At 45.8% G+C, this 15,629-nt stretch carries 10 protein-coding genes, 1 tRNA gene and 1 pseudogene; 8 read left to right on the forward strand and 4 right to left on the reverse strand.

All coding sequences use genetic code 11. From position 1 onward, the window contains the following. The first annotated feature begins 119 nt into the window (after window positions 1-119). The 8 genes from B5D42_RS11860 to B5D42_RS11895 all read left to right on the forward strand — a co-directional run bounded on the left by B5D42_RS11860 (window position 120) and on the right by B5D42_RS11895 (window position 9,952). A tRNA-Pro gene (locus B5D42_RS11860) sits at window positions 120-193 on the forward strand. A gap of 312 nt (window positions 194-505) precedes the next feature. Continuing rightward, window positions 506-838, forward strand: coding sequence for a hypothetical protein (locus tag B5D42_RS11865; protein WP_139367128.1), 333 nt, complete (start codon window positions 506-508; stop codon window positions 836-838). A gap of 102 nt (window positions 839-940) precedes the next feature. After that, the gene (locus tag B5D42_RS11870; protein WP_176112994.1) at window positions 941-3,298 is read left to right on the forward strand and encodes a TonB-dependent receptor; all 2,358 of its coding nucleotides are present in this window, start codon (window positions 941-943) and stop codon (window positions 3,296-3,298) included. Between the two features lie 9 nt (window positions 3,299-3,307). Next, window positions 3,308-4,729 (forward strand): DUF3526 domain-containing protein, encoded by a 1,422-nt coding sequence (locus B5D42_RS11875; protein ID WP_078831729.1) that lies wholly within the window; start codon window positions 3,308-3,310, stop codon window positions 4,727-4,729. Window positions 4,730-4,733: 4 nt separating this feature from the next. After that, window positions 4,734-6,173, forward strand: coding sequence for an ABC transporter permease subunit (locus B5D42_RS11880; protein WP_078831730.1), 1,440 nt, complete (start codon window positions 4,734-4,736; stop codon window positions 6,171-6,173). Window positions 6,174-6,197: 24 nt separating this feature from the next. Further along, window positions 6,198-6,893, forward strand: coding sequence for an ABC transporter ATP-binding protein (locus B5D42_RS11885; protein ID WP_078831731.1), 696 nt, complete (start codon window positions 6,198-6,200; stop codon window positions 6,891-6,893). A gap of 2 nt (window positions 6,894-6,895) precedes the next feature. Then, a complete protein-coding gene (locus tag B5D42_RS11890; RefSeq protein WP_078831732.1) occupies window positions 6,896-7,804 on the forward strand; it encodes an NAD(P)/FAD-dependent oxidoreductase in 909 nt (302 codons plus the stop codon). Window positions 7,805-8,239: 435 nt separating this feature from the next. Beyond that, window positions 8,240-9,952 carry a tetratricopeptide repeat protein gene (locus B5D42_RS11895; protein WP_078831733.1) on the forward strand — a complete coding sequence of 571 codons (1,713 nt, stop codon included), beginning with the start codon at window positions 8,240-8,242 and terminating at the stop codon, window positions 9,950-9,952. A gap of 40 nt (window positions 9,953-9,992) precedes the next feature. Here the strand turns inward: B5D42_RS11895 and B5D42_RS11900 are convergent, their stop codons facing one another. From B5D42_RS11900 to B5D42_RS11915, 4 genes and pseudogenes are all read right to left on the reverse strand, one after another. Beyond that, window positions 9,993-10,352, reverse strand: coding sequence for a helix-turn-helix domain-containing protein (locus tag B5D42_RS11900; RefSeq protein WP_078831734.1), 360 nt, complete (start codon window positions 10,350-10,352; stop codon window positions 9,993-9,995). After that, window positions 10,330-10,640, reverse strand: a pseudogene (locus B5D42_RS18320) (type II toxin-antitoxin system HigB family toxin). Before B5D42_RS18320 ends, B5D42_RS11900 begins: the two are co-directional and overlap by 23 nt. A 287-nt stretch (window positions 10,641-10,927) precedes the next feature. Beyond that, window positions 10,928-12,337: an efflux transporter outer membrane subunit gene (locus B5D42_RS11910; protein WP_078831735.1), complete on the reverse strand. Its 1,410-nt coding sequence runs from the start codon at window positions 12,335-12,337 to the stop codon at window positions 10,928-10,930. Window positions 12,338-12,361: 24 nt separating this feature from the next. Next, window positions 12,362-15,529 carry an efflux RND transporter permease subunit gene (locus tag B5D42_RS11915; protein ID WP_078831736.1) on the reverse strand — a complete coding sequence of 1,056 codons (3,168 nt, stop codon included), beginning with the start codon at window positions 15,527-15,529 and terminating at the stop codon, window positions 12,362-12,364. Window positions 15,530-15,629 lie beyond the last annotated feature (100 nt).

The following is a 15,629-nucleotide window of genomic DNA, read 5'->3' on the forward strand; positions in this document are numbered from 1 at the left end:
GCGGTTATAAAATTTTGTGCAATATAATCTGATTTTTTGTTTTAGCCCTATATTTGCACCCCGGTTAACAGGAATGATGTTGTTAAAATGACAACAGAAACTTCTGAAAACCAATTGTTCGGGAAGTGGCGCAGCCCGGTAGCGCACTTGTATGGGGTGCAAGGGGTCGCAAGTTCGAATCTTGTCTTCCCGACCCAGCCCGCCGAAGCTCCAGCGAAGGCGGGCTTTTTTTATGCCTGCCCAAATCGTTTCTCTGGTTAAGCATAAATCCAGCACAGGCAATAACCTTCTCATATTATTTTTCGGCACTTTCTGCAACGCAGGTATTGATCAAGGCCGCAGGTAAATATTGCCTGTAAATGGAGCACATGCATGCTACCATCAATAAATAATTTATGCAACAATGATGCGAATTGAATAGAAATGATATATTTGCAACGGTATTGCAAAATGAAATGATCGTGAATTGAAACAAGAACGGGTTGTACAGTCTTAAAAAACTCATGTGAATACGAGAACAACATCATTCTTCAAATGTTTGACAGCCATGGTGCTGTTATTGTTGTTTACTGGTATCCACCTTGTAAAGAGCTTTCACCATCATTGCAGCAAAAGCTGGCAAAGTGAGTGTTTTTCAACTTTGGCGGGCCAGCAGAATAAGCAGGGGTGCAGTATCTGCCAGTTTCATTTTGCAAAAGACGGAAATACAGTTCCGGAGATATTTGTAATTGATTTCCCGGTAGCCTTCTGCGATACGTTTGTATCATTTATTCCTGCAGTTGTTCCTTCGAATGAAGAAGCGAATATTGTGCTGCGCGGACCTCCCGGTCTGATCTGATCCACCTACTGTTTACATGTAACCCAGGCTCACTGCACAGGCATTGTTATGCTGTTGTGCCAGTCTGTTCCATTATTAACTCATCAATACTGCTTATTTATCATGACACGTTTTTGCATGTTACTGCTATGCTTTTTCTGTGCCGCAGCCATTTCTGCACAGAAATCTGTTTTAAAAGGGGCCATACAGGATACCGCGCAGCAACCTATTTCCGGTATCATCATTCAATTGCAGGGTACGCGTTTACAAACGCTTACTGATCAGTCCGGCAATTTTTCTTTCACACAAATTCCGGCCGGTAATTATACAATTGTAGCATCGGGTATCGGGTATGTTGCCAGTAAACAGAACATTTCGATCGGGGAGGGACAAACTTACCAGATCTATTTACGATTGGATGTATTACACCGCACACTTACAGAAGTGACCGTTTTAAGCCGTATCGGAAAAGAGAAAGTGAATGCCCTTACCAGGAACAATACTGCCTTGCGGGATCTGCCGCAGGGTGTGCAGTCTGTAGACAGAAATGTATTGAACGATCAGCAGGCATTTTCTTTTGACGAAGCTTTGAAAAATGTTGCGGGGCTTACAGCCACTGATTTTTACGGTGGATTTTCATCGCGCGGATTTACAACCAGCGCAAGCGCAATCACAACCAACGGTATTGTTGGTTCGCCTTACCCTGAGGGCCAGCTTGCCCTGCTAGGCAATATTGAAAAAGTAGAAGTAATTCATGGCCCTTCCGCCAGCCTGAACGGCCCCGGGGCTTTGGGCGGCAATATCAATCTGGTAACCAAACAGCCGAAGAAATATACAGCCATCAATTCTTCTGTTTCGGGAGGTTCATTCAACCTGTTCCGTGTACAGGCTGATGTTACAGGTAGTCTTACCAAAAACAAAAAACTCTATTTCCTTGCCGGTACCGGATTACAGAATGGCGGGAAATTTACTCGCGATTACAATTACAGGAGTTTTCAGTTATACGGCTCCGTAAAATGGGAGATCGCCAAAAGCGCCAGCTGGCAGGTCAATTTCAACTATATCAATGACGATGCCAGCAATAACTACCAGCCCCGTGTTCCGATCTACAACACCCGGAATACCGACAGCATGTTCCTCGTGCCTTACACATTTAGTCCTGGAAAAGACAGCTATTATAAAGGAAACAATATCCAGATCCAATCTCTCTTCGATCAAAGTCTCGGCAAAAACTGGAAAATGGGACTGTTACTGGCATACAACGAAGGCCGGGCCGAACGGGCACAGTATACAGCATCCGGATTTGTAAGTCTTGCGGATAATACAGTTATCAGATCCTACAGCTGGCAAAAGATTTATTCGCCTAAAACGACTGTAAACCTATATGCTACCGGTAAAGTAAAAACAGGTGCTGTGATACATAACCTTACCATTGGCGGAGACCTCATGGATTCGTACAGCAATTATCCGGATGGACTTTTACAATACGCTGCTAAAAAGATCAATGTTTATTCCGGAGCTGATGATCCGCATTATGATTCCACAGGAATGACCATGTATTACAATACAAGGATCGAAAGGTTCAAATACAATACACTTGGCGCATACATCATGGACCATGTTGAGATTACGCCGAAACTTAAAGTACTGGCTTCACTGCGTTTGAATAATTATCACCGCACTTATTTCGCCATCAGGCAGGACGGCACGTTGCAGAACGATGAGAAACCACTGGATACAAAAAACCTGTCGCCCCGGTTTGGCATTGTTTACCAGCCTGTGCGCACCGTATCAGTTTATGCGGATTATAACGAAGGTTTTATTCCGCATTCCGGTAATTATGCAGAATATGGCGGACCGTTTGAGCCTGAAACTTCCAAACAATACGAAGTCGGATTCAAAGGCGATTTTTTCCAGGGTAATTTTCAGCCCTTCCTGAGTATTTATCAGCTCACGAAATGGAACGTGTTACAGGCTTCGCCCACACCAACGCAACCCAACCGCCAGGAAGCGATCGGTGCTGTCAGAAGTCGTGGTGTTGAAATGGGTATTAAAGGCAGCCTGCTTTCCAATCTTTATGTAACACTTAATTACAACTACAACATGACCATGATCACGGAAGCAAAGAAGCCTGAAGATATAGGTCAGCGTTTTGCCAATACGCCCACCAGTAGTGCCAATGGCTGGTTTAAATACAGCTTTAACAATACAATTTTCAAAGGACTTTTCGCAGGAGGTGGATTCCAGTATGTGGGCAGCCGTTTTTTCAGCAATGTAAAAACCAATAACCTTACCCCGCTCGTGATGCCGGAATATACTGTGTTTGATGCCTTTCTGGGGTACCGTATCAGGCAATACGCATTGCAGGTGAATGCCAATAATCTTGCAGACAAACGTTATGCTGCAAGCGGGATATCCAATTCTTATACGCCGGGTATGCCTAGAAACATCATCGTAACGTTCAGTTGCTCATTCCGCTAAACCCAATCAATGATGAATCAATTTTCAAATGCGCTGACCGTTGCCCGAAAAGAGTTCCGTACCAGTTTGCGTGATCGCGTTTTTTTGTTGCTGGCATTGCTGATCCTATGTCTGACCATTGCTGCATTCCTGACCGGGATGCAGCGGCACCGGGATCTGCGTGTGAAAAAGGAAAAAGCTGCAAAAATGTTCCGCGAAGAATGGGAGCACCAGCATGCCAATCCGCATTCAGCTGCCCATTTCGGGACTTATCTTTTCAAACCTGATTCATATTTAAGTATTTATGATAACGGGCTGACCAATTTCCTCGGTAATTACTACCGCGTTGAGGCGCATCTGCAGCACGATGTGAATCAAAGCGTGGCAGAAGATACCGACAGCGAGCTCCGTTTTGGAGAATTGTCGGTAGCAATGGTATTCCAGCTCCTTGTTCCGTTGCTGATATTATTTGTGGCATTTAATACATTGTCGCGCGAGCGTGAATCACATACTTTACGAATGTTGCTGGTTCAGGGTGTGAAGCCTGCGTCAATCGTATGGGGAAAGATCGGTGGTGTTTACCTGCTTGTATTAGCCATTGTACTGCCGGTTATGCTGCTGATGTTTTTGCCGGTTGCTTTCGGCGGGCAATGGGTGATGACTGGCCGTTACCTTTTGTTTGCGCTGAGTTATCTCGGTTACTTTTTGATTTTTACAGTTTTGTTTGTGCTGGTTTCGGCGCTTGTAAAAAGCTCAGGTACGTCTATGGTAACAGGACTTGCTATCTGGCTGCTTTTCTGTGTGCTGATGCCTCGTTTAAGTATCAGGATCATTGATACGGCACATCCTTTACCATCGCGTTATGAGCTTAATCTTGCAATGAGTCAGGCTAACAGTAAAGGCATGGATAAAGACGGGAACCGATCCGAGCGTTATGCCAGATACCTGGCGGAGACACTGAAAAAATATGGTGTTGATTCGGTGAAACAACTGCCGGTAAATTTCGATGGCTTATCAATGCAGCTGGGCGAGGATTACAATGCCCGGGTTTATGAACGATATGCGGGCGATGTTGAGAAAACGATCCGGCAACAGCAACGTGATCTTGGTTTGGCGGGCTTGCTGAATCCCTATATCTCACAGCAACAGGTATCGATGGGCTTAGCAGGTACCGATTATGGCCATCACCTTGCATTTCATCACCAGGCAAAAAATTACCGTGATGAATTTGTAAGAACACTCAATATGGAACTTGCGAACAGCGGTTCGGCTTATCTCACCTACAATTACCAGGTTGGCGCTGATTTCTTTTCTAAAATGGCAGACTTCGATTACCGTTCACCAGATACAGCCGATGCAGTAAAAACACATGCTGTATCATGGCTTGCGTTGCTGTTATGGATTGTTTTATTGTGCGTATCGGTTCCCATTATTTCAAACAGATTAACCTGATCCCATGTCATTGAGAAGAATTGTTTTTGCACATGAATGGCGCCAGTTATTGCGGCAGCGATGGTTGCCAGGCGCATTGCTTATATTCCTGCTGGCAGGGTTATTATCGATCGGCACAGGGTACCGGGATATCAGGATAAGAAATATCCAGGTTGATAGTATCCGTCAGACTTCCCTGCGCGACTTTCAGAGTGTGGCATCAAAATTAGCAGATACTTCTACAGAACAGGCGAAGAAAGACGCTGCTTCCGCAGGTATGGCGGTAATGGTGAATTTCCGGCTTCCGCAGACTGCGATTAAAGTGCCTGAGCCATTAGGGCCGCTGGCTTTGGGTATTGCCGATATTCAACCCTGGCATTATGTGGTAAAATATGTAAAGGATTATCAACCCAAAGAAGATGTTCCGGTCAATAATCCGATGAGCCTGCTCGCCGGTGGTTTTGATCTTGCTTTTGTTATCGTGTTCATACTTCCATTGCTTGTATCGGTATTCTGTTTTTCTGTTTTCTCAGCTGAAAAGGATGCAGGCACTTTACCCATGCTGATTGTACAGGCGGGAGATATGCACCGCATCATCCGGTTAAAATTTATTTTCCGTTTCCTGTTGCTTGCATCATGCGTGCTGGTTCTTGATGTCAGTGCTTTTGTCATCATCATACCGGTATCAGGGTTCTCATTGAAAGCTGCTCTTACCTGGACGCTGGTGAGCCTGCTTTATCTTTTATTCTGGACAGGCATTGCTTACCTGCTTGTTTCATTTAAACGGAATGCAGCTGTAACAGGACTTTACCTTGTTGGGGCGTGGTTGCTTTTACTGATTCTGATTCCTTCGGCTTTCAATACCTATGTGCAATCCCGTTACCCTGTACCGATGCGCGATGAAATCGCTTCTTACAGGCGGGAGCAGGGAGAAAAAATATGGGCAACTTCCCCGCGTGTATTATCAGACAGCTTTAACCGGATCTATCCTGAATACTTATCCAGCGCGAACCCGGCAAAAGATACACTCAAACTCAGCACACGTTATGTGGCCGGATATTATGCATTGTTATCGGCGAGGATGGAGCGGAAAATGCTGCCACTTCAGCAACTGATAGACCAGCGAAACCACCGGTTCGGAGAACTTTCCCGATGGAACCCGGCACTCTCCACACAAAAGCTGTTCAGTTCTCTGGCCGGCAACGACCTTGGATCTTATACACAATTCAAACAGCAGGTAAATATGTATCAGGCGCAATGGCAGTCGGCTTTATATGCTTTTCATATCCCCGATATAAGGTTGTCGCTTGCAGATCTGAACAAGCTACCTGAATTCACTTACCAGCCAGTTGCTGTGGCAGGCGGAGAAATAGCTGCCTATATGGCGGTCATGATTGTTCTCACGTTTATTCTGCTGCTGTTTGCAGAAATACGATTTACGAAAGACAGGCTGGTATACAGATGATACATACACTTTAAAAACATAATTATGCTTACAGCTACAGGACTTACAAAGAAATATGGCGATCACATTGCACTGGATAACCTGACACTCCGGGTTGGGGCAGGTGAAATATTTTGCCTGCTCGGTCAGAATGGCGCCGGGAAAACCACAACCATTAACCTGTTCCTCGGTTTTACAGCCGCCGATGCAGGTAAAGCGGAGATCAACCAGGTTCAGGTTCATGCGGGTAAAAATGAAACACGAAAATTCCTTTCCTATATACCTGAAGTGGTTATGTTATACGGAAACATGACGGGGATAGAAAATCTGGGTTACTTCAGCCGGCTGGCTGGCTTTCGTTACGATACTGCTACACTCAAAAGTTTTTTATCTAAAGCCGGTCTGCAGGAACAGGCGCATATGGTTCGGTTATCCGCTTATTCCAAAGGCATGCGACAAAAAGTAGGGATAGCCATTGCGCTTGCCAAAAATGCGCAGGTGATACTGATGGATGAACCTACGTCGGGTCTCGACCCGCGGGCGACAGCTGAGTTCACTGCAATATGCAAAGAGCTGGCAGCACAGGGGAAGACGATCTTAATGGCTACGCATGACATATTCAATGCCGTTAATGTAGGAACACGCATCGGGATCATGAAAGGCGGCAGGCTTGTACATACCATCTATACACGTGATGTGACGGCATCAGAATTGCAGGACCTTTACCTTGAAACCATTTAAATATGACAGAAACAGAAACATATGATGTGATCATTGCAGGCGGAAGTTATGCAGGACTTTCTGCGGCAATGTCACTCGGAAGATCATTGCGTAAAGTAATCGTGATCGACAGCGGAGATCCCTGCAATCTGCAGACTCCACATTCGCATAATTTTCTTACACAGGATGGCAGTAGGCCTGCTGATATCGCCGCAATAGCGAAAGAGCAGGTGAGCAGGTATACAACTGTAAAATTCTGCAGCGATACCGCAATCCGTGGTTATAAAGACGGTACAGCTTTTATCATTGAAACAGTAGGTGTAAGAAGATTTGCGGCAGGTAAGCTGCTGTTTGCAACCGGCATCAGGGATATTTACCCTGATATTCCCGGGTTTAAAGAATGCTGGGGCATTTCAGTGATCCATTGCCCTTATTGCCACGGATATGAATACCGTGGTAAGCACACCGCTATCATGGCAAATGGTGAACGTGCTTTTCATCTTGTTTCCCTGGTGTATCATCTCACAAAAAAAATAACGGTTTTCACTTCCGGCGAACCGCTTTTCACTGATGTTCAGCTGGAAAAACTTACGGAACATGATGTCCGCGTAATTACGACGCCGGTTACTGAGATTCTGCACAACAACGGCTATGTGAACGGCCTGGTGTTACAGGATGGGGAAAAGCACAATGTTGAAACTGCATATGCTGCAGTACCTTTTGAGCAGAAATGTGCTATTCCTGCTGCACTCGGTTGTGCGTTTACGGAACAGGGCTATATACAGACAGATTCTTTCCAGCAGACCAGCGTGGCAGGTGTGTATGCTGCCGGAGATAACACTACCATGATGCGGTCGGTTGCCAGCAGTGTTGCAGCCGGTAGCTTTGCAGGTGCTGCCATCAACCGCGAGCTGGCTGCTGCAGCTTTTTAAAGAAATTTCCGCTGGTGTTTATCATGGAATGTGCTATAACTGACATTACTAATAACATCCTCCGCAGACGTTTTCCCGGGAAGATGCTGCGTAAGGTGGTTTTTGTTTTCACATGACCGGAGGAAGATTGTTCTTCCGGTCATTTTCAGTAGTTTCCTTTGTATAGCTACTGCCGCCTGGCAGGCTGTCGTTTATTGCTGATCAGATCGAAGCCGTTTGTTTTCCTTTCTGCGATCAGCTGATTGCCCTCCCTGCTTAATTAACAAAGCTTTTATATACATGATTGGGGTGAAAGAACTCTGCGGTACTCACATCATTTTGTAATAATATTTCATATATTTATTAATATTCATGCACAGAGAAAATGTCTCACAGGCTAAGAGATGAAGGATTAATAACGACAGGCACTTATGCGTACACTTTTAATCTTTTCATATGCAAAAAAGCTTCTTTTATCTTGCAATTTTTGTACTTGCAGTTGGCTGTAACGGATCTGAAAAGAAACCGGAACCAACATCTGCAGCCATCGGTTGTGCATCTGCCACCACTGATAAAGCCTGGTATTCCGCCGGTATCAAAGCGCCGAGATTAAATGGCCTGGAAGGAATCGATTTTAAAATTTCTACCAACAGCAGGGAAGCACAGGCTTATTTCAACCAGGGCATGATGCTGTCTTATGGTTTCAATCATGCGGAGGCAGCGCGGTCTTTTTTTGAAGCAACACGGCTGGATTCAAACTGTGCAATGGCTTACTGGGGTTTTGCGTATGTGCTGGGACCTAACTACAATGCCGGTATGGAAGATGATAATTACCAGAGAGCGTACCAGGCAGCTCAGAAAGCACAGTCGCTGGCGGGTAATTGTACAGCAAAGGAAAAAGCGCTGATTACAGCTTTGCAAAGTCGTTATGCACCAGAGCCGCCCGCAGACAGGAAAGCACTCGATATTGCTTTTGCCGGAGAAATGAAGAAAGTGTATACCGTATTTCCTGATGATCCGGATATCAGCGCTCTTTATGCGGAGTCGATAATGGACATGCATCCCTGGGATCTTTACTATAAAAAGACAAAAGCACCCAAACCATGGACGCCCGAAATAGTAGCTATACTGGAAAAACTCATCAAACAATATCCCCGGCATCCCGGGGCGCCGCACTTTTATATTCATGCAGTAGAAGCTTCAGATAAACCGGAAAGAGCGTTTGCTGCTGCCAACCTGCTGATGACGCTTGTTCCTGGTTCAGGACATTTGGTGCATATGCCTTCTCATATTTACATCTGGACCGGAGATTACCACCTGGGTTCACTTGCGAATATTGCGGCAGTAAAAGCAGACAGCAGTTATATAACATCCTGTCATGCACAGGGCGCATATCCGCTGGCTTATTATCCGCATAACTATCATTATTTAGCAGCTACGGCAACATTTGAAGGTAATTCGAGACTTGCCTGGGATGCGGCAAAAACAGTACAGGAGAAAACAGCTAAGGATGTGATGATACAGCCGGGCTGGGGAACACTGCAGCATTATTATTCCGTTCCATATTTTGTGGCTGTGAAGTTCGCGCTTTGGGATAGCATACTGGCCATTAACGCACTGAATAAAGACCTGGTATATCCCCGTGCCATATTGCATTACGCAAGGGGACTGGCTTTTCTCGGAAAGAAAGCGCATGCAAAAGCCGAAAACGAATTGGCCATGCTGAAGGGACTGGCTAAAGACACTTCACTGAAATTGATGAATATCTGGAATATCAATACGATGTCGGATATCGTGCAGATTGCGGTACATGTACTTACCGCAGAAATCCACAGGAATAAAAAAGAGTTTGATAAAGCGTTCGGCGAATACACAAAAGCAATTGCCATCGAAGACAATCTCAATTATAATGAGCCGCCCGACTGGTTCTTCTCTGTGCGGCATCAGCTGGGAAATGCATTGCTGCAGGCCGGCAGGTATGCCGAAGCACAAAAGATATATGAGGAAGACCTGCGCACCTGGAAAGAAAATGGCTGGGCACTCATAGGCTTATATGAAGCCCTCAGAAAACAGGGAAGGAGTGAAGATGCAGTATCGGTAAAAAAACGTTTTGATAAAGCCTGGCAATACGCGGATTATGATATTGCTGGTTTATTCAGGTATGGGTAGAAAAATTCTCCTGCATGTAAAGATGGAAGTTTATGGGCTGTCAATAGGCCTGTATCAATACATCAGCAGGTATCTGCAACTTTTCAACCAGTTTACGGATCATGGTAAGATTCAGTTTTCTTTTACCTGACAGGATCTCTGATTTCCTGGAACGATACCCCAGGATTTCTGATAACTCAGCCTCGGACATATTGATTTGTTCAAGACGGAATTTAATAGCTTCCAGCGGATTTGGTTTCGGAACAGGGAAATGAATAAGTTCATATTCCTTAATCAGGATCGAGAGAATTTCGAGTTCGTCCGAATCTTTTGAATCGGGTTTAATGTTTTTTTGCATGAGGGTATATACCCGTGCTAATGCATCTTCGTATTGTTCGTTATTTTTTATTGGCTTTACCATAATTTGTCTTTTTTACATCTGTTTTATCATATTGTTTGTGCGTGCCAAACCATACTATAAATACTATTTTTAAACGGTATTCAATGTCAACCGGTAAGCATTTCCATGAATGTTAAAAACAACTCTCTTTTCCGCTATAACAGATGCATTCCGGTATTGAGATTTTAATTCATTCGGGCTAGACCAGTTTGCCATTTCCGTTTCTTCGTACCACGACAATAACGCCTGTTTCGCCTGTGGAAATTCCTCCCAATATTCCTTTAACGTTCTTACGGCAATAATCCTCATAGGCAAATATACAACAAATGTTACCAATTTGGTAACATTCTTGTTTTTTGCAGCGATCTCCCGAAGAGCCTCTGCGGAAATGCGATCAGCAGCCAGCTATAATACTATGACCCTTAGCTGATCGGAACATACATGCACAAAAAAAAGAGCGGGCAAAAGCCCGCTCTTATACCACTCTCCACTCATCTATCGATTTATCTCCGCATTGTCTCCCGGAGGGGACGTTGCGGTCCCTTCTTTGTATCCTCCGCATTGTCTCCCGAAGGGGACTTTGCGGCTCACTTCTTTTATTTCCAGCCTCCGCCTAACGAGCGGTATAATTCTATTGCTGCCGAAGACTGTTGTTCCTGCAGTTGTGCCAGTGATAATTCTGCCTGAAGTACATTGCTTTGGGCTGTGATCACTTCAAGGTAGTTGGCCATGCCGTTTGTAAAAAGCATTTTAGCATTACTGATGCTCTGCTGCAGTGTGTTTACTTTTTGTTGTGTAACGGACTGCTGTTCTTTCAGCCTGTTCAGTTTTACCAGGGCATCTGTCACTTCTCCCGCTGCATTCACTACACTTTGCCTGAATGCGATCACGGTTTTTTCCCTTTCCACCTCAGATACCTTGTATTGCGTCTTCAGTTTTCCCTGCTGGAACAATGGCTGGGTAATGCCGGCAAATGCAGTGGTAAACAAAGACGCCGGAATGTTGAACCAGTTACTTGCCAGGAACGCATTCACACCGCCGGAAGCTGTGATGCTGAGCGTTGGATACATCGCTGCTTTGGCAATCCCGGTATTGGCGTTGGCAATGACGAGATCAAGTTCCTTTGCTTTGATATCGGGCCTGTTGGCGAGCAGGGCAGAAGGATAACCTGCCGACAGATCGCCTGCATATATCTTTTCATAAATACTGCCCGTTCTTTTAATAGCTTTCGGTGTTACGCCGGAAAGCACGCTCAGGCGGTTTTCTTCGAGCTCTATGGCTTGCTGCAGTGCGGGGATCAGTTCTGCCGCGCTGAGACGCTGGGCGGTTGCCTGCTGCAGTCCGAGTGCAGTTAATTGTCCTGCACGGTACTGCAGTTCCATCATCTGTAAAGTACTGTCGCTTAAGGCAAGGTTCTTTTTAGCGATCAGCATCTGTGCATCGAGCATGAGCAGGTGGTAATAACCTTTTGCAACCGATGCTACGAGACTTGTCTGGATCGTTTTTCTCGCTTCAGCAGTTTGTAAATAAGCTGCCAACGCTTTCGACTGCTGGTTTTTGATCTTGCCCCAGATATCTGCTTCCCAGCTGATGCCAACATTTACAGAATAATCTTCCACATAAGGCCGGCCGAGAAACTGGCTCAGGCTCAATCCTGTGAGACTGTTATCTGAGGGTCTGTTGATAGATCCGGATGCCTGCAGTCTTGCTTCTGGCAGGTAGCCGAGCTTGCTTTGTTTTACCAGCAGCTGAGCTGCTTCAATGTTCTTCAGCGCAAGCTGCATGTCGAAATTGTTCGTCAGTGCAGAATCGATTAACTGCTGTAATTCCCTGTTTACAAAGAACTGGTTCCAGGAGATCTGAGCTATGTTAGCTGAATCGGTTGCAACTACATCACGGTAGCTGGCTGGTAATACCTGCTCCGGTGTTGCAAGATTTTTGGATACCTTACAACCGCTGAAAACCAGCAGCAGTAAGGGTAATATAAAGAGATTTGAAATTTTCATGATCGGGAGATAATTGTAGTACGATTAGTTTTTTTGCATTTCAAGCCTGTCCATCACCCATTCCTCATCGTGTTCTTCAATTTTGCGGCTGCTTACTTTTTCCTGGAGATACTGGAAAATGGTAAACAGTACAGGAATGATGAAGATGCCGAGTATCACACCGGTAAGCATACCGCCTACAGCACCGGTTCCGATTGAACGGTTACCCATGGCCGAAGCACCTGTAGCTGTAAGTAAGGGGATCAGGCCTGCAATAAATGCAAATGATGTCATCAGGATCGGGCGCAGACGAAGACGTGATGCTTCAATAGCTGCATGCCTTATCGATAAACCGGCTTTTCTCCGCTGAACCGCATATTCCACGATCAGGATCGCGTTTTTCGCCAGCAGACCGATCAGCATGATCAATCCCACCTGAACGTAGATATTGTTGTCGATACCCGCCAGTCCGATGAATGCGAAGACGCCCAGCAGACCTGTCGGAACGGATAGGATCACTGCGAAAGGCAGCAGGTAACTTTCATATTGTGCGGCAAGCAGGAAGTATACAAACACCACCGACATCAGGAAGATCAGTGTTGTCTGTGATCCGGATTGCTGTTCTTCACGTGTAAGACCGCCCCACTCGAACGCATAACCTCTTGGCAGGTAAGATGCAGCTGTTTCTTCAATGGCTTTAAGCGCCTGGCCGGAACTGTAACCGGGCTTGGGAACACCATTGATGGTAACCGCGTTGAAAAGATTGTTCCTGGTTACGGTTTCAGGGCCGTACACTTTTTCAAGACTCACGATTGTTTTCACCGGAACCATTTCGCCAAGGTTGTTTTTCACCTGCACGTCATTGAGTGTTTCAGGGTCTACACGGTAAGGAACATCCGACTGCAGAACCACTTTATATTGTTTGCCGTATTTATTGAAATCACCGGCCTGCAGGCTTCCGTAATAGGTCTGGAATGTCTGCAGCAGATCACTTACGGAAACGCCTAACTGTTTGGCCTTCGCCTCATCTATATTGAGTTTGTATTGCGGGTTGCCGGTATTGAATGTGGTGAAGGCATACATGATCTCAGGGCGTTTCATCAATTCACCGATAAAACCGTTTGCAGTAGCACTCAGGTCTTCCAGCTTTCCACCGGCCCTGTCCTGAAGGATCAGCTCAAAACCGTTGGTATTACCAAACCCTTGTACGGTCGGCAATGTAAATGTGAAAAGATCGGCAGCAGAGATCACGGCAAGTTTCTGGTTCACTTCACCAAGGATCGCATTGATATCTTCCGTTTTACCGCGATGTCCGGGTTTCTTCAGTTTCACGAACGCAAGACCGTTAATAGGACTGGTTGCGTTGGTAATGATATTCATACCCGCAACACTGTATGATTTTTCAACGCCTTCAACCGTAGCAATGATGCTGTCAACTTTCGCAATTTCCTTTTTGGTACGTTCCAGCGAAGCGCCCGGAGGCATGCTGAGTGAGTACAGGAATATACTCTGGTCTTCGGTAGGAATAAAACCGGTAGGAGTGCGTTTTACAAGTATAACAGTTGTAATGGTGATGATCACCAGGCCCGAAAGCGCGATCCATTTTGTTTTCACCAGGAAACGCAAAGAATTGCTGTAACGGTTGGTGAGATTGTCGAAACCGGCGTTAAATGCACTGAAGAACCTGGCTTTGATACCTTTGGGCTTGCCCGGTACTGCATGATTATTCTTCAGGAAAAGTGCAGACAGTGCAGGGCTCAGTGTAAGCGCATTGATGGCCGAGATCAGGATCGCGATCGCAAGCGTGAAGGCGAACTGTTTATAGAAAATCCCCGCCGGCCCCTGCATAAAGCCAACCGGTACGAATACCGCAGCCATTACAAGCGTGATGGAAATGATGGCACCCGAGATCTCACCCATGCTCTTTAGCGTAGCCTGCCGCGCGGGCAGGTGTTCATTGGCCATTTTCGTATGTACGGCTTCCACCACCACGATGGCATCATCCACCACGATACCGATAGCCAGTATCAGTGCGAACAGGGTGAGCAGGTTGATGGTGAACCCGAAAAGCTGCATGAAGAAGAAAGTGCCGAGTATCGCCACGGGTACGGCAATAGCAGGGATCAGTGTTGAACGCAGATCCTGCAGGAACAGAAATACAACGATGAATACGAGGATAAACGCTTCTACAAGCGTATGTTTTACTTTATCGATCGATGCATCGAGGAATTCTTTTGAGGAATAAGGAACAAAGGTTTTAACCCCTTTGGGCAGGTCTTTGTTTACGCGCTCCATGATGCGGTTGACTTCGGTCAGAATTTCATTCGCATTGGAACCCGCAGTCTGGTAGATGAGGATACCGGTAGATGGCCCTTTGTCTACTTTCGCTTCAGAACTGTAATTGAATGAGCCGAGACCAACTCTCGCCACATCTTTCAGGCGTATCATCGATCCGTCGTTACCGGCTTTCAGGATGATGTTCTCATAGTCTTCGCTGTTATTGAGTTTGCCCTTGTATTTGATCACATATTCGAACGATTCATTACTGCCTTCCCCGAATTTACCAGGTGCCGCTTCCAGGTTCTGCTCCCGGATAGCAGCCAGTACATCCTGTGCAGAAAGACCATAGCTGCTGAGACGGTCGGGCTTGAGCCAGATCCGCATGGCGTAATCCTTTGTACCGAAAATAGTAGCTTGTCCTACGCCGTGTACGCGTTGTATTTCAGGTACGATATTGATCTTGGCATAGTTCTGCAGGAATGTTTCATCGTAACTGCCATCGCTGAAGAGAGCAATAGCCATGATGATACTGTTCTGTTGTTTTTGTGTAGAGACACCTGCCTGTAAAACTTCAGCAGGGATCAGATTACTGGCTTTGGCCACACGGTTCTGTACATTCACCGATGCGATATCCGGATCGGTACCTGCAGTGAAGAATACGCTTAAAGTCATGGTACCGTCGTTATTGCTGTTGGAGGTCATGTATGTCATGTTCTCCACACCATTGATGGCTTCTTCGAGCGGTGTGGCTACCGAACGTGCAACCACTTCGGCGCTTGCACCAGGGTAAGCCGCAGTAACAAGCACAGCCGGCGGCGCAATGTCCGGGAACTGTGTAACGGGCAGTTTGGTTAATGAAACGAGACCCAGCAATACCAGCAATATCGAGATCACTGTGGAAAGCACCGGGCGTTTGATGAATTTCTGTAGCATAAATTGTTGTTGTATGATTGGTGCAGGCAATAGCCTGCTGTCAGCTTTATTGGCTGTAAAAATTTGTAGGTTAAAACGATAGCTCACAATTGTTAGAAAT

It is taken from the genome of Sediminibacterium ginsengisoli (assembly GCF_900167075.1).
GTDB lineage: Bacteria > Bacteroidota > Bacteroidia > Chitinophagales > Chitinophagaceae > Sediminibacterium > Sediminibacterium ginsengisoli.

Excerpts from the sequence above, each read along its gene's own strand:
- B5D42_RS11910 (WP_078831735.1), bottom strand. The coding sequence starts at position 12,337 with ATGAAAATTTCAAATCTCTTTATATTACCCTTACTGCTGCTGGTTTTC.
- B5D42_RS11895 (WP_078831733.1), top strand. The coding sequence starts at position 8,240 with ATGCAAAAAAGCTTCTTTTATCTTGCAATTTTTGTACTTGCAGTTGGC.
- B5D42_RS11880 (WP_078831730.1), top strand. The coding sequence starts at position 4,734 with ATGTCATTGAGAAGAATTGTTTTTGCACATGAATGGCGCCAGTTATTG.
- B5D42_RS11870 (WP_176112994.1), top strand. The coding sequence starts at position 941 with ATGACACGTTTTTGCATGTTACTGCTATGCTTTTTCTGTGCCGCAGCC.
- B5D42_RS11875 (WP_078831729.1), top strand. The coding sequence starts at position 3,308 with ATGATGAATCAATTTTCAAATGCGCTGACCGTTGCCCGAAAAGAGTTC.
- B5D42_RS11890 (WP_078831732.1), top strand. The coding sequence starts at position 6,896 with ATGACAGAAACAGAAACATATGATGTGATCATTGCAGGCGGAAGTTAT.
- B5D42_RS11885 (WP_078831731.1), top strand. The coding sequence starts at position 6,198 with ATGCTTACAGCTACAGGACTTACAAAGAAATATGGCGATCACATTGCA.
- B5D42_RS11900 (WP_078831734.1), bottom strand. The coding sequence starts at position 10,352 with ATGGTAAAGCCAATAAAAAATAACGAACAATACGAAGATGCATTAGCA.
- B5D42_RS11915 (WP_078831736.1), bottom strand. The coding sequence starts at position 15,529 with ATGCTACAGAAATTCATCAAACGCCCGGTGCTTTCCACAGTGATCTCG.